Origin of the sequence: Stenotrophomonas sp. MYb57 (genome assembly GCF_002966815.1) — a bacterium.
Lineage (GTDB): Bacteria > Pseudomonadota > Gammaproteobacteria > Xanthomonadales > Xanthomonadaceae > Stenotrophomonas > Stenotrophomonas indicatrix.
Window position 1 is genome coordinate 1495182 of sequence record NZ_CP023271.1, and the last position, 13984, is coordinate 1509165.

The window sequence follows — 13984 nt, forward strand, 5'->3', positions numbered from 1 at the left end:
GCTGCCGAGGGTAGCGGCAAACGGGGTGGAGGTGGCAGGCGTGAGGGGGCCAGGCGCACCCGGCGCTGGCCCTTCGTTCAGTCCTGCAGGCCAGGCTGGCCCTTGGCCAGCGGCACCCGCGATCCGTCCAGCAGGCCGCGGCTGAGCTTGCCGTCCTCGATGAACAGCAGTTCGCCGTTCTCGCCATTCTTGATGCTGCTGTCGATGGCAATCACGCGGCCGTCGTGGAAGCTGCTGACGTGTGGCATCGAGGTGTGGCCGACCACGATGCGCTTGAGCTGGAGACGGTCGAGCACCGCCTGTACGCCCTGGCTGTCCAGGCGCCCGTCGAAGTAGCCGCGGTACCAGATCGGGCTGGTCTTGCCGTCGTACAACGGTGCGGTGGCGGGGTCTGCCTTCACCTCGGCCTTGGGAATGCCCAGCGAGGCCTGGTAGGCGGCATTGGTGTGGGCCGGGTCCAATGCCATCTGCACCGCTTCGGGCGAGATGCCGCCATGCAGGAACAGGGTATCGCCGATCTGCAGCAGCACCGGCCGCGTGCGCAGCCACTGGCCGATCACCGAGTCGGCACCATACAGCTGCGGATAGCTGCGACCGAGCAGCTGCGCGCTGCGCAGGTATTTCGGATTGACGTAACGCAGGTCGTCGTACAGCACCATGGTCTCGTGGTTGCCGAGCACGAAATGCACCGCGCCACCGGCGGCCGCCGCCTGCTGCTGCAGGCCATACAGCAGCCAGAACGCTTCGGTCACCTGCGGGCCGCGATCGAACACGTCGCCGGCGATCACCAGCGTATCCGTGCCCAGTGCCCAGCGGTCCTGCGTGTCGATCACCCGGTTGGCGCGCAGCAGGCGGACCAGCAGCGCGTACTGGCCGTGGATGTCGGACACGGCGACGATGCGCGGCACGGCCGGCAGTACCGATGCCGACGGCGCGTTCGGCGGAAGCACATGCACCGCATGCGGGTAGCCGCAGCGCGCGGCAACCTCAGTGTCATCGGTGCCGGCCTGCACGCTGTGGGTTTCCACCTGGTCCTGGCAGATCCACTGCGCTTTCAGCTGCGCGCCCTCACGGAACAGATAAGGGCCGTCGCTGTCCACGTGCTCTGCAGGTGCTGCCACGTCGCGGGCAGAGGCCGGTGGTGCGGCCAGCAGCAGGACCAGTGGCAGCAGGATCGACAGGGTTCGGGCGTGGTTCGGCATCGGCGGCATCCAGCGGCAGGAGACGAGCGATGCTAACCGCCCACGGACGCCACCGGTGTGCGCGAACGGGCGGATCAGGCCCGGCCGCCTTCCCCCTTGAGCTTGCGCACGCGGGTATCGGCGGCGCGCACGGGCTGGCCGTCACGGCCATGGGGTTGCATGTAGGGCAGTGGCCGGCGGCTGCTGGATTCGATCAGTTGCGAGTGCGCTTCGCCAGCAGCGAAGCAATGCCGTTCTCCCCATTGGCGCAGGGCCACCAGCAGCGGAAACAGGTCCTGGCCGGCCGCGGTCAGCACATAGTCGTGGTAGGCGCTGCCATCGGCGGCGGGCTGCTGCACCAGCAGCCCCGCCTCGACCAGGCGCCGCAGGCGGTCGCTGAGGATGTTGCGCGCCGCGCCCAGGCTGCGCTGGAAATCGCCAAAGCGACTGACGCCATCGAAGGCATCGCGGATGACCAGCAATGCCCAGCGGTCGCCGAGCAGATCGGCGCTGCGGGCCACGGGGCAGGGGCTGTTGGCGTACATGGCGGACTCCCTCGATTGTGGTTGCAGTTTAAAACCAGTGGCGCTACCGTGCACCTGGTTTCAAAATGCAACCACACTGATGATGCCTTCGCTGTCCCGCCCCGTGCTGGGCCTACTCGCCATTGCTGCCGGTGCCAGCGTGGCCAATGTCTATTTCGCGCAGCCGCTGCTGGAGCGCCTGGCCCACGATTTCGCCCTGGATGCCGCCGTGGCCGGTGCAGTGCTGGCTGCCACCCAGGCCGGCAGCGTGCTGGCCCTGCTCGGGCTGCTGCCGTTGGCCGACCGTGGCGACCGCCGTCGACTGCTGCGGGTGCAACTGCTGGCGCTGGTGGTGGCGCTGCTATGGCTGGCCGCCGCCCGCAGTACCGCGTGGTTGCTGTCGGGCATGCTGCTGGCGGGTCTGCTGGGTACCGCGCTCACCCAGGGACTGATCGCCTACGCCGCCAACCTCGCTGCACCGGGGCAACGCGGGCGGGTGGTCGGCATGGTCCAGGGCGGCGTGTTCATCGGCCTGCTGTCGGCACGCGTGGTCTCAGGTGCGGTAGCCGCCGTAGCGGGATGGCGCGCGGTGTACCTGCTGTCGGCATTGCTGATAGCGGCGCTGGCACTGCTGCTGTGGCGGCGCCTGCCGCACGTGCCGGTGCCCGCAATGCCGCCGTCGTGGCGCAACCTGCTGCGTTCGATGGCCGATATGCTGCGGCAGGATCGCGCGCTGCGCGAACGGGGGCCGCTGGCATTGTTCCTGTTTGCCGGTCTCAACGTGTTCTGGGCCGCGGTGCCACTGCCGTTGTCGGCGCCGCCGTTGAACTGGTCGACCGCCGCCATCGGCGCGCTGGGCCTGGCCGGCATCATCGGCGCACTACTGGCAGCGCGGGTCGGGCATTGGATGGATCGTGGCCTTGCCCACCGGGTGAGCCTGGGGGCACTGCTGCTGATGCTGGTCGCCTGGGTGCCGTTGCTGGGCCTGCCGTACTCGCTGGCCCTGTTGCTGCTGGGCGTAGTGGTGCTGGATCTGGGCGGGCAGGCGTTGCATGTGTCCAACCAGGCCCTGCTGCTGCGTGCACCGGCCGAACAGCATGGACGCCTGGTGGCGCTGTACATGCTGTTCTATGCCGTGGGCAGCGGTGTGGGGGCTGCGGCAGGCACCTGGACGCAGGCGCGCCATGGGTGGCCGGCGGTGTGCGCGCTGGGCGCGGGCATCGCGCTGCTCGCACTGACGTGGTGGGCGACGTGGCGCATACCGCGCAAGGACGCTGCGTAGCGTCGAGACCGTCCGACGCCACGTCACGCGCGCTGCAGGCTCAACGTTGCAGCGCGCGTCGTCCCGGAGCTTCCGGCAGTGCGTCGTCGGCCACCACCACCCGGTTGCGGCCCTGTCGCTTGGCGGCATACATCGCCGCGTCGGCGCGCGCCATCAGCCGCTCGTAATCGGGATGCCCATCGTGTCCGGCCACGCCGATGCTCGCGGTCAGCGCCAGCGTCTGTCCGTTGGGCAGGGGTATCGGCGACTGTGCGATCTGTCGGCGCAGGCTTTCGGCGATCACCTCCGCCTGTGACTCGCTTGCCGCCACCAGCACCACCACGAACTCCTCGCCGCCGTAGCGGAACAGGTAGTCGCTGCCTCGGGTCTGCTGGCCGAGCAGGGCTGCGACGTGCTGCAGCGCGCGGTCGCCGGCGTCATGACCGTGGCCATCGTTGATCGCCTTGAAATGGTCCAGGTCCAGCAGCAACAACGAGAACGGCGTGTGGTTGCGCGTGGACAACTCGATCTCACGGCGCAGCACGGTCGGCAGGAAGCGCCGGTTGAGCAGGTTGGTCAACGCATCGCTGCCCGCATCCAGTTCACCGATGCGTTCGAACAGCAGGGTCATCAGGTTGCGGATGGTGGCCAGGTCTTCGCGGATCATCGGCAGGGCGGTCAGCCGCCGTGCCGGATCTTCATCGGTGGCGCGCTGCAGGCGGCTGTCGATGCGTGCCATCAGCTGGCCCACCTGCTGCGTCTCGCTGCTTTCGCCGAAGCTGGGAATGCCCTTGTGGGTGAACCAGAGGCCGAATTCCGAGCTCGCCAGACTGGCGTTGTCGGCACCGGTCGCATGGCCGGCGAGGGTGTACAGCAGGCTGTTTTCCCAATCCAGCAGCAGGGCGCGCTGGCGCTCGCGCTCGGTGCTGACGTTCTGCACCAGCGAGAACAGCCGGTACGCCGCATCGGTGCGCGAAGAGCGCTCACGGGCGTGCGTATAGGCCAGCGTCATGCCTTCCATGGCGATGTCCATGATCGCGCTGAGGCAATCGATGGCGGCGAAGGCGGTGTCGTTGTCAGCGGCATCGGCGCGCAGGCGGATGAACAGCTCGTGCTTGAGTACGCGCGCACCGCGGGCCACCAGGTCCACCGGAATACCGACCCGTGCGTGCACATCGCCGATCACGCGTTGTGCGGCGACGGTAGCGGCAATGCCATCCGCATCGGTGGTCAGCAGCTGGGCCAGCCAACGCTGCATCGCCGGTTGCAGGCGCTGCTTGACCTGTTCGTGGGACAGGAAGCGGCGCGCACGCGTGTCCTGCAGCAGCACTTCGTAGAAGCGCTGCGCCAGCGTCGGCGGTGCATCGGCGGCCACGGCATGCAGCAGCGCGGCGGCGGCGGGGCCGGCCAGCAGCAGACACTGCTGCCAGGCCTGAGCCAGCGGTTGGCTGGCTTCGTCCAGTTGGGGTGTATCCACGTCGATCTCTAACGGCGCACAACAGACCACGGTATCGGCCGCAGCTGTCGACGGTTGATGGCAGGGAAGCCGGCCAGTTTAAGCGCCATGCAGGCCGAAAAACGCGGATGAAGCACATGCCGGCCGATGCCGCAATGCGTTGACGCATTTGAGAATCACTCGCATTTATGAAAAAATGACGGCAGGAACCGACCTGCAGGCATCCCGCAGTGATCGTTCCGCCTCCCCCGTCGCCGCCTCGTGCCCTATGCCAGAGGCTTCCGTTGCCCTGCCAGAAGGTTCAGAACATGCCTGCAAACACTCTTTCACCGCGCCCGCTGGCGCTCGCCGTCGCTGCACTGCTGGCCACCGCTGCCGTCACCGCCCATGCGGAAACCGATGCCACCGATATCGACACCGTGCATGTCACTGCCTCGCAGATCGCGCGGCAGGCGCTGGGCACCTCCACCATCACCGCCGAGGACATCGCCAAGCGGCCGCCGGTCAACGACATCGCCGAACTGCTGCGGACGATGCCCGGCGTCAATCTGACCGGCAACAGTGCATCGGGCCAGTACGGCAACAACCGGCAGATCGATCTGCGCGGCATGGGGCCGGAAAACACCCTGATCCTGATCGACGGCAAGCGCGTGGGTGCGCGCGACGCGGTGCGCATGGGCCGCAGTGGCGAGCGCAACACGCGCGGCGATACCAACTGGGTGCCGGCGGAAATGATCGAACGCATCGAAGTGCTGCGTGGCCCGGCAGCGGCGCGCTATGGCTCGGGTGCCTCCGGTGGCGTGGTCAACATCATCACCAAGCGCCCGACCGGCGACCTGACCGGTGCGGTCGACCTGTACGGACTGGTGCCCGAACACAGTGCCGAGGGCGGCAGCGAGCGCCTCGGCCTGCAGCTGAGCGGGCCGATGACCGACACGCTGTCGTTCCGGTTGTACGGCAACCTCAACAAGACCGATGCCGATTCGCTGGATCTCAACCGCGACTTCGCCACCGGTGCCAATGCGGTACCGCCGGCGGGCCGCGAAGGCGTCAAGAACCGCGACGTCAACGCGCTGCTGCGTTGGGACGTGACCGCCAACCAGGTGGTCGAGTTCGAGGCCGGTACCAGCCGCCAGGGCAACATCTATGCCGGCGATCGTGCGGTCAGTACCACTGGTACCTCCACCGGTGTCGACCTGGCCGCGCTGGCCGAGCAGCAGGCCGAGACCAACCGCATGTATCGCACCACCGGCGCGATCACCCATCGCGGACGCTGGGGCGATGTCAGCTCGCGGCTGACGGCAGCGGTGGAAGGGGTCAACAATTCGCGCATCAACGAAGGCCTGGCCGGCGGCCCGGAAGGCAGCTTCAATGGCGCCGACTGGTCGACCTCGCGCCTGCGCAACTACCAGCTGGACGGCGAGGTCAGCTTCCCGACCACTCTCGGCGGTGCCGAGAACGTGTGGACGCTGGGCTTCGAGTACCTCGACAGCCGACTGACCGATCCCTATTCGATGAGCCAGTCCAGCAGCAGCGGTGGCGGCATTCCGGGTCTTTCGGCCGATCGTGCACGCGGCAAGTCCGATGCACAGACCACCGCCGTCTACGTGGAAGACAACATCTACCTCGGTGAGCGCTGGATCGTGACCCCGGGCCTGCGTTTCGACCATCACAGCCAGTTCGGCAACAACACCAGTCCGAGCCTCAACGCGCAGTTCCGGCTCAACAGTGACTGGGTGGTCAAGGGCGGCATCGCACGCGCGTTCAAGGCGCCGAACCTGTACCAGTCCAACCCGGACTATCTGTATTACACCCGTGGCAACGGCTGCCCGAACGCGTTGCCGAGCCTGGGCGCCGGCTGCTACATGCAGGGCAATGCGGATCTCAAGGCAGAGACCAGCCTGAACAAGGAACTGGGCGTGGAGTGGGCACCGCAGAGCGGCTGGCAGGCCTCGTTGACCTATTTCCACAATGACTACAAGGACAAGATCCAGGCCGGTTACACCCAGATCGGCCTGACGGCCGACCGCAAGGGCCGCATCTTCCGCTGGGAGAACGCACCCAAGGCCATCGTGCAGGGGCTCGAGGGCAACCTGGTGATCCCGCTGCTGGGCGAGCAGGGCGACCGCCTGAAGTGGAGCAACAACTTCACCTACATGGTGGAGAACGAAAACAAGAGCACCGGCCAGCCGCTGTCGGTGATTCCCAAGTACACCGTCAACACCATGCTGGACTGGCAGGCCACCGAGCAGCTGTCGCTGCTGCTGACCGGCACCTTCTACGGCAAGCAGGAACCGGCCACGGCCAACATCAACAACGATCCGCGCTGCACCGCCAACTGCGATGCGTCCACCGTGCTGCAGACCCGCGGCGCGTACAACGTCTGGGGCGTGAGCGCGCGCTACAAGGTGACCGACACGGTCAGCGTGGGCTTCGGCGTCAACAACCTGGCCGACAAGCGCCTGTTCCGCGAGGCCAACAGCAGTGACGCCGGTGCGGCGACCTACAACGAACCCGGCCGCGCGTACTGGGCCAGTCTGCGTTTCGGCTTCTGATCATCAGGCGGTGGTGCCGGCCGTCGGCCGGCACCCTCCCGCTTCGCGCCAGCCGTGCATGCCTGCAATGTTATAAACACCGTGATAGTTTCCCGACACCCGCCGGCGTAGCCTGACTCCCATCGCTAAGGAGCTGTTGCCATGGGTCACGACCACGATCACCTGCCATCCGAGATCCGCCACGAGAAACCCTTGTGGTGGGCGCTCGGCCTGACCTCCACCTTCCTTGTCGTGGAGGTGGTCGGTGCGTTCTGGACCAACAGTCTGGCACTGCTGTCCGATGCCGCGCACATGGCTACCGACACCCTGGCGCTGATGATCGCGCTGGTGGCCGTGCGGCTGAGCCGGCGCCCGCCGGACGCGCGCCGCACCTACGGTTATGCACGTCTTGAAGCACTGGGCGCGATGATCAACGGCGCAATGCTGTTCGTGGTTGCCGGCTACATCCTGTGGGAAGCCATCGGTCGCTTCCGCCAACCGCAGGAGATCGCCTCCACCGGCATGCTGGTGATTGCAGCGGTCGGCCTGGTGATCAACATGATCTCCATGCGCCTGCTGCAGGCCGGCAGCGGCGAGAGCCTCAACGTGAAGGGCGCCTACCTGGAAGTGTGGGCCGACATGCTCGGCTCGGTGGCGGTGATCGCCGGCGCGCTGTTGATCCAATGGACCGGCTGGAAGCCGATCGACCCGATCCTGGCCGTTCTGATCGGTTTGTGGGTGCTGCCGCGCACGTATGTGCTGATGCGCGAGGCCATCAACGTGCTGCTGGAAGGCGTGCCCAAGGGCATGGACGTGGCCAGGGTCCGCGACCGCCTGTCCGACCACGACGCAGTGCTGGACGTGCATGACCTGCACGTATGGGCGCTGGCGTCCAGCACGCCGGCACTGACCGCGCACATCGTGATGCGCGAAGGCGACGACGCCGACCGCCTGCGGCGCGAACTCGGTGATCGCCTGCACGATGATTTCGGTATCGAACACGTGACCCTGCAGATCGAAGCCGACCACTGCGGCGAAGCCTGTGGCCAGCCGTCGGCGACGAAGGACGACGATCACGCCGGGCACGATCATGCAGCTGCCGATGCGCAGGGCCATCGCGGTCACGTGCATCGCTGAAGCGGGTGTGGCGGCCGGTGCCCGGCGCTACCTCTGTTCGTCGCGCCGCGAGGCCAGCCGATCCGCCAGCCGGGTCGGCTCGGGCAGGCGATAGCCGCGCAGCGTGCGCTGCACCCAGGCCAGCGCGGTATCGGCACTGACCCGATGCCCGCCGGCGACGAACAGCGGCTTGCAGCGCAGCTTGCTGCGCAACACCCAGCCGAGCTGCTCGCCGCCGTCCAGCAACGGCGTGTGCGCGCCGGCCTCAGGGTCGGGCTCCATGAAGCGGCCCACCAGCTTCGATTTGGCCACGCCGATGCTCGGTAGGTCGGTCACCACGCCCAGGTGTGCGGCAATGCCCAGCCGGCGCGGATGGCTGATGCCATGGCCATCGACGAACACCAGGTCCGGTGCGCGCGGCAGCAACGCCAACGCAGCCAGCAGCGCCGGCAGTTCGCGGAAGCTGAGCAGGCCCGGGATATAGGGCATCACGGTGGGGATGCGGGCGATTTCCTGCGCCACCGGCTGCAGGGTGTCCGCGTCGAGCAACACGGCCGCAGCGCGGGTGATCGCGCCGTCTTCCTCGAAGCCGACATCCAGCCCGGCCAGCCAGCGCACGGTAGCGGGCAGCCGGTCCTGCCGCTGCACGCGGGTCGCCAGCTGCTTCTGCTGTTCGCGGGCGGCGCTGACGTTGCCTTCCCAGCGCCCGGGGTCGATCAGTGTATTCATCGGCCACAGGATGACATCCACACCGCCACGGCGCGGTGAGCGGGCGCCGGGGCTACAATGGCCGCCTGCCTTTCCTCGCGTTGGAGACCCTGCAGTGACCCGTAAACTCGTACTGTTGCGCCATGGCCAGAGCCAGTGGAACCTGGACAACCGCTTCACCGGCTGGGTCGATGTCGACCTGACCGAGCAGGGGCGCCGGGAAGCGGCTGCCGCCGGCCGCCTGATGCGCGAGGAAGGCCTGCAGTTCGACGTCGCCCACACCTCCGTGCTCAAGCGCGCCATCCACACCCTGCAGGGTGCGTTGGCCGAGCTGGAGCAGGACTGGCTGCCGGTGAACAAGTCCTGGCGCCTCAACGAGCGCCACTACGGTGGCCTGCAGGGCCTGGACAAGGCCGAGACCGCCGCCAAGCATGGCGAGGACCAGGTCAAGGTGTGGCGCCGTTCGTACGACATCCCGCCGCCGGCGATGGACCTGGAAGATCCGGGCCACCCGATCCACGACCGCCGCTATGCCGGGCTGGATCGCAACGCGCTGCCGGGCACCGAATCGCTGGCCACGACGCTCGACCGCGTGCTGCCGTACTGGCACGACGCCATCGCGCCGCAGTTGAAGGATGGCAAGACCGTGCTGGTCACCGCCCACGGCAACTCGCTGCGCGCGCTGTACAAGTACCTCAACAACGTCTCGCGCGAGGAAATCCTCGAGCTGAACATCCCGACCGGCATTCCGCTGCTGTTCGAGTTGAACGACGACCTCACCGTGAAGTCGTTCCGTTACCTGGGTGATCCGGAAGCGGCGCGCAAGGCCGCCGAAGCCGTGGCCAACCAGGGCAAGGCGCGGTAGATACCCACCGTTGGTGGGTATTCCCCTGCTGGGTGTGTGCGGACCAACGGTCCGCACCTACCCGGTTGCGACCACGGGCGTTCCCCTGTGACCTTTGGCCGGTCCCCACCATCGCCGCAGCGGCTACGCTGGACGATTCGCCGTTGGAGACACGCCATGAATGTCCGCAATCTGGTCCCGCTGGGCCTGACCATCGCCATCGCCGCTTCGCTCGCCGCCTGTGGCAAGAACGAGACCGCGCCCGCTGCCGACGCCGCCAAGCCGGCGTTCGACCAGTCGCAGATCAAGACCGCGCTGATCAGCCTCAACAGCGCCGATCTGGATCCGTCCATCGCCGCGTGTACCGACCTCAACGGCTTCGTCAACAGCAAGTGGCTGAAGGCCAACCCGGTGCCGGGCGACCAGACCACCTGGGGCAGCTTCGAAATCCTGCGCGAGCGCTCGCTGGAAGTGCAGCACGCGCTGGTGCAGCAGGCCGCCGCCAGCCAGGCCAAGGCCGGCTCGGTGGAAGCCAAGATCGGTGACATCTGGAAGACCGGCAACGACGAAGCGAAGATCGAGGCCGCCGGCCTGGCGCCACTGCAGCCGACGCTGGACAAGATCGGCGCGCTGAACGACACCACCGCGATCACCCAGTACCTGCGCGACAGCCAGGCGCAGGGCCAGGGCGTGCTGTTCTCGCTGTTCGCCAATGCCGATTACAAGGATTCGGCCAACGTCATCGCTTACGTCGGCCAGGGCGGCCTGGGCCTGCCGGAGAAGGGCTACTACTTCGACGACGCGCAGGCCAAGATCCGCGACGCCTACGTGGCCTACATCGCGCAGGTGCTGACGCTGTCCGGCGTGGACGCGGCGCAGGCTGCCGAACAGGCCAAGGCGGTGATGGCGTTCGAGACCCGCCTGGCCAAGGCCTCGATGTCGCGCATCGAAATGCGTGACCCGGCCAAGCGCTACAACCCGCTCAGCGCCGCCGACGCGGACAAGCTGACCCCGAACTTCAGCTGGACCGCGCTGTTTGACACCCTGAAGGTGCCGGCCGCGCAGAAGTTCTCGCTGGCCCAGCCGGGCTTCTTCAGCGAAATGGACAAGATGCTGGCCGACGTGCCGGCCGCCACCTGGCAGTCCTACCTGCGCTTCCACACCATCGACGACGCCTCGCCGTACCTGAGCAGCCAGTTCGAGAAGGCCAACTTCGAGTTCTACGGCAAGACCCTGCGCGGCCAGCAGGAAATGCAGCCGCGCTGGAAGCGCGTGCTGGAGTCGGTGAACGGCGGCATGGGCGAAGCCCTCGGCCAGCTGTACGTGGACGCGGTGTTCCCGGCCGAATCGAAGGAGGCCATGCAGCACCTGGTGCAGAACCTGTCGGTGGCGCTGAAGGCGCGCCTGGAGCAGCTGCCGTGGATGGGCGAGGAAACCAGGAAGAAGGCACTGGAAAAGTGGGCCAGCTTCACCCCGAAGATCGGTTACCCGGACAAGTGGCGTGAGTGGACGGGCCTGCAGACCAACGGTGACAGCTACCTGGGCAACATGCAGGCAGCGCGTGCGTTCAACTACCGCTACATGCTGGACAAGGTCGGCAAGCCGGTGGACAAGACCGAGTGGGGCATGACCCCGCAGACCGTCAATGCCTATTACAACGCCACCAAGAACGAGATCGTGTTCCCGGCGGCGATCCTGCAGGCACCCTTCTTCGATGCCAAGGCCGATCCGGCGCTGAACTACGGTGGCATCGGTGCGGTCATCGGCCACGAGATGATGCACGGCTACGACGACTCGGGCAGCCAGTTCGCCGCCAACGGCAACTTCGACAACTGGTGGACCGACAGCGACCGCAAGGCCTTCACCGAACGCACCGACCAGCTGGTCGCACAGTTCGACGGCTATGAATCGGTGCCGGGCGTGTTCGTGAAGGGCAAGCTGACCCTGGGCGAGAACATCGGTGATCTGGGTGGCCTGACCGTGGCCTACGATGCCCTGCAGATGGCGCTGAAGGAGAACCCGAAGGCGAACGTCGAGGTGGACGGTCACAGCCAGGACCAGCGCTTCTTCATGAACTGGGCCACCGTGTGGCGTCGCAACTTCACCGACGGTGAGCTGCGCGTGCGCCTGAACACCGATCCGCATGCACCGGCGAACTTCCGTGCCAACGGCGCGCCGTCGAACATGCCGTCCTATGCCGCCGCGTTCCAGTGCAAGGCCGGCGATGCGATGGTGCGTGCGGACGACAAGCGCGTGGTGATCTGGTAAGCGGTCGCCGGTAACGCGTGAAGCAGAAGGCCCGGCGAATGCCGGGCCTTCTCGTTGCAGTCGGCTAGAACAGGCGGCAGATCAGCCCGGGCATTTCAGGTACTGAGACAATGTGGCCTGCCATGCGCTGGCCGGGTCGAAGCCTGGCACCAGGCCACCGCCCTTGCCGGTGAAATTGGACATGCCATGGGCCAGCATGTAGGTCGGGGTGTACGAGGGCGGCCCCATGCGCTTGCTGAAGGTGCAGATGCCAGCGACGTAGGCTGGCGCCTTGTCGGGGCTCAGCTGCGCCTTCAATGCGCTGTCGAAGCGACCGAGATTCTCCTCGCCCATGGCCGAACCGGCCATCGCCTTGAGCGCGTTGTAGGCACCGTGTCCCGTCTCGTCTGCGACGCGCTGGCGATCGAAATGGGCGAACACGCCGGCGATGTTGTAGAGATCGATGGCGTCCTGCATGCGTCCATCCTGCACGCAGCGGGGCAGGGCATTCATCAGGGTGGCAGGTGAGGTGCCAGCGGTGACCTGGTTGCGCGACAGGCATGCGGCGGCTGGCGCGGTGCCATCCTGCTGGGCCTGCGCGAATGGCGCCAGGGCCAACAGCAACAGGCCCAGCGGTGCGGCGATACGGGTGTTTCCTTTCATGGGTGATGCTCCTCGTAAGCAGGGCCGTCTGCGGCCGACCCTCAGCTTGCGGGGATCGCCGCGGCTGCGCAAGCGAGGTGCCGTCCAGCCGGTGAAGGCTCAGGCCAGCGCCGGCTCGTTCCTGAGCATGCCGTGGAAACGCTGCAGCACGTAGGGATCGATCAGGCCACCGGCCTGCTCATCGAGGATCCGCAGCACCGTCTCGTGCTCCATCGCCGCGCGGTAAGGGCGCACGCTGGTCATTGCATCGTAGGCATCGGCAATGGTGACGATGCGGGCGCCGAGCGGAATGGCCTCGCCGTGCAGGCCGTCGGGATAGCCGCTGCCATCGAACGCTTCATGATGGGCACGGATCAGTCGCGCGACCGGCGCGGCATCACTGCGGCCGGTGGCCAGGAAAATGTGCTCGCCGCGCACCGGGTGCTCGCGCATGATCGCGCGCTCTTCGTCGCTGTGCCGGCGCGGGCTCAGCAGTACCTCGTCGGGGATGCCGATCTTGCCGATGTCGTGGAAGCGTGCGGCCAGGCCGACCTGCGCACAGGCGTCCTCATCCAGGTCGCAGTGCAGGGCAAGGTGCTGCGCAAGAAGGCCCACGCGGTCACAGTGGTGGCGGGTATAGGCATCACGCATCTGCAGCGACATCGACAGGGCGTCGATCAGGCAGGCCTGCGCGTGCAGGAGGTCGGGAGGTCTGGGCTGGGGCATCGGAACTGGCGGCGCGGCGAAGCTGCGCAGAAAACGGAAAGGCCCGCGAGAGCGGGCCGGGGCGGCGCATAGGGTACCCGCATCGGTGTCACGCGGGGGGCATCGACGGTCCCGCGTGGGGCTGTGCGTTCAGTCGCATGCAGCATTTGGCCCCGGCGGCATCGCAACCGGGGCTGCGCGGATCAGCCGGTGGTCTGCAGGTGGATGCGATGGGCTTTGGCGAAGGCATCCTGCGCGTCGCTCAGGGTCTGCATGTCTCCGTCCATTCTGGTCACGGCCTCGTCCAGCGTCTGCAGCAGCGGGGTGACCTGTTCTTCGCTGTAGCCATCGGGCAGGGCGGCCAGCTGTTCCATCACGGCGAACATGTGTTCGGTGCTCTTCAGGGAATCGAGCAGGTTCTGGTGCAGTGCGTCGGCGTCCTTGCCATGGGTGAACTGCTGGACGAAGACCAGCCGGTCGGCGATTTCCTTGTGCGCGTTCTTCAGGCCGAAGCGATGCTGCTGCATGCTCTTGCCGTCCTGCAGCGACGCATGGAAGGACTCGCCGTTCGGGCCGTTGGTCCATTGCTCGACCATGCTGACCGTGCCGTTCCAGCTGGCGACATTCTCATGCAGGTAATCGCGGTTGCTCATGCCGCTGTGGCAGGCCGCAAGCAGGCCCAGGCTGGTGGCGAGCAGAAGGGGGGCGAAACGATTCACGGCAACACTCCTTGTCGCGGGCGCAGGAAACGGAAAGGGTGCCGGTC

General features: G+C 67.0%; 12 protein-coding genes. 5 read left to right on the plus strand and 7 right to left on the minus strand.

Annotated features, from left to right (window positions below):
* Positions 1–77: 77 nt before the first annotated feature.
* Together CLM74_RS06865 and CLM74_RS06870 are read right to left on the minus strand one after the other, a co-directional pair.
* Positions 78–1202 carry a metallophosphoesterase gene (locus CLM74_RS06865; protein WP_105163742.1) on the minus strand — a complete coding sequence of 375 codons (1125 nt, stop codon included), beginning with the start codon at positions 1200–1202 and terminating at the stop codon, positions 78–80.
* Positions 1203–1276: 74 nt separating this feature from the next.
* The gene (locus tag CLM74_RS06870) at positions 1277–1726 is read right to left on the minus strand and encodes a helix-turn-helix domain-containing protein (RefSeq protein ID WP_105163743.1); all 450 of its coding nucleotides are present in this window, start codon (positions 1724–1726) and stop codon (positions 1277–1279) included.
* A gap of 79 nt (positions 1727–1805) precedes the next feature.
* Here CLM74_RS06870 and CLM74_RS06875 point away from each other — a divergent pair, with 79 nt between their 5' ends.
* Complete coding sequence (locus CLM74_RS06875; protein WP_105163744.1) at positions 1806–2987, plus strand: MFS transporter; 1182 nt, start codon at positions 1806–1808, stop codon at positions 2985–2987.
* A gap of 40 nt (positions 2988–3027) precedes the next feature.
* On the opposite strand, the gene CLM74_RS06880 is transcribed toward CLM74_RS06875, so the two are convergent.
* Positions 3028–4443, minus strand: coding sequence for a GGDEF domain-containing protein (locus CLM74_RS06880; RefSeq protein WP_105163745.1), 1416 nt, complete (start codon positions 4441–4443; stop codon positions 3028–3030).
* 287 nt (positions 4444–4730) lie between these two features.
* Here CLM74_RS06880 and CLM74_RS06885 point away from each other — a divergent pair, with 287 nt between their 5' ends.
* Positions 4731–6977, plus strand: coding sequence for a TonB-dependent siderophore receptor (locus tag CLM74_RS06885; protein ID WP_099842166.1), 2247 nt, complete (start codon positions 4731–4733; stop codon positions 6975–6977).
* 141 nt (positions 6978–7118) lie between these two features.
* Complete coding sequence (locus tag CLM74_RS06890) at positions 7119–8093, plus strand: cation diffusion facilitator family transporter (RefSeq protein ID WP_105163746.1); 975 nt, start codon at positions 7119–7121, stop codon at positions 8091–8093.
* Between the two features lie 27 nt (positions 8094–8120).
* On the opposite strand, the gene nfi is transcribed toward CLM74_RS06890, so the two are convergent.
* On the minus strand, positions 8121–8801 hold the full coding sequence (gene nfi / locus CLM74_RS06895; protein WP_105164956.1) for a deoxyribonuclease V: 681 nt from the start codon (positions 8799–8801) through the stop codon (positions 8121–8123).
* A 94-nt stretch (positions 8802–8895) separates the two neighbouring features.
* Between nfi and gpmA the strand changes: the two genes are divergently transcribed.
* Both gpmA and CLM74_RS06905 read left to right on the plus strand, forming a co-directional pair.
* A complete protein-coding gene (gene gpmA / locus CLM74_RS06900) occupies positions 8896–9645 on the plus strand; it encodes a 2,3-diphosphoglycerate-dependent phosphoglycerate mutase (RefSeq protein ID WP_025873769.1) in 750 nt (249 codons plus the stop codon).
* Between the two features lie 156 nt (positions 9646–9801).
* Entirely contained in the window at positions 9802–11892 is a 2091-nt protein-coding gene (locus CLM74_RS06905) for a M13 family metallopeptidase (protein WP_105163747.1), read from the plus strand.
* 81 nt (positions 11893–11973) lie between these two features.
* Here the strand turns inward: CLM74_RS06905 and CLM74_RS06910 are convergent, their stop codons facing one another.
* The 3 genes from CLM74_RS06910 to CLM74_RS06920 all read right to left on the minus strand — a co-directional run bounded on the left by CLM74_RS06910 (position 11974) and on the right by CLM74_RS06920 (position 13937).
* Positions 11974–12534 carry a hypothetical protein gene (locus CLM74_RS06910; protein ID WP_025873767.1) on the minus strand — a complete coding sequence of 187 codons (561 nt, stop codon included), beginning with the start codon at positions 12532–12534 and terminating at the stop codon, positions 11974–11976.
* Between the two features lie 99 nt (positions 12535–12633).
* Positions 12634–13239: an HD domain-containing phosphohydrolase gene (locus CLM74_RS06915; protein WP_025873766.1), complete on the minus strand. Its 606-nt coding sequence runs from the start codon at positions 13237–13239 to the stop codon at positions 12634–12636.
* A 182-nt stretch (positions 13240–13421) separates the two neighbouring features.
* Positions 13422–13937 carry a hypothetical protein gene (locus tag CLM74_RS06920; protein ID WP_105163748.1) on the minus strand — a complete coding sequence of 172 codons (516 nt, stop codon included), beginning with the start codon at positions 13935–13937 and terminating at the stop codon, positions 13422–13424.
* Between the last annotated feature and the right edge of the window lie 47 nt (positions 13938–13984).

What these genes read in the sequence shown, in the direction of transcription:
- CLM74_RS06865 (WP_105163742.1), bottom strand. Translation starts at nt 1,202, where the DNA reads ATGCCGAACCACGCCCGAACCCTGTCGATCCTGCTGCCACTGGTCCTG.
- CLM74_RS06870 (WP_105163743.1), bottom strand. Translation starts at nt 1,726, where the DNA reads ATGTACGCCAACAGCCCCTGCCCCGTGGCCCGCAGCGCCGATCTGCTC.
- CLM74_RS06875 (WP_105163744.1), top strand. Translation starts at nt 1,806, where the DNA reads ATGATGCCTTCGCTGTCCCGCCCCGTGCTGGGCCTACTCGCCATTGCT.
- CLM74_RS06885 (WP_099842166.1), top strand. Translation starts at nt 4,731, where the DNA reads ATGCCTGCAAACACTCTTTCACCGCGCCCGCTGGCGCTCGCCGTCGCT.
- CLM74_RS06890 (WP_105163746.1), top strand. Translation starts at nt 7,119, where the DNA reads ATGGGTCACGACCACGATCACCTGCCATCCGAGATCCGCCACGAGAAA.
- nfi (WP_105164956.1), bottom strand. Translation starts at nt 8,801, where the DNA reads ATGAATACACTGATCGACCCCGGGCGCTGGGAAGGCAACGTCAGCGCC.
- CLM74_RS06905 (WP_105163747.1), top strand. Translation starts at nt 9,802, where the DNA reads ATGAATGTCCGCAATCTGGTCCCGCTGGGCCTGACCATCGCCATCGCC.
- CLM74_RS06910 (WP_025873767.1), bottom strand. Translation starts at nt 12,534, where the DNA reads ATGAAAGGAAACACCCGTATCGCCGCACCGCTGGGCCTGTTGCTGTTG.
- CLM74_RS06915 (WP_025873766.1), bottom strand. Translation starts at nt 13,239, where the DNA reads ATGCCCCAGCCCAGACCTCCCGACCTCCTGCACGCGCAGGCCTGCCTG.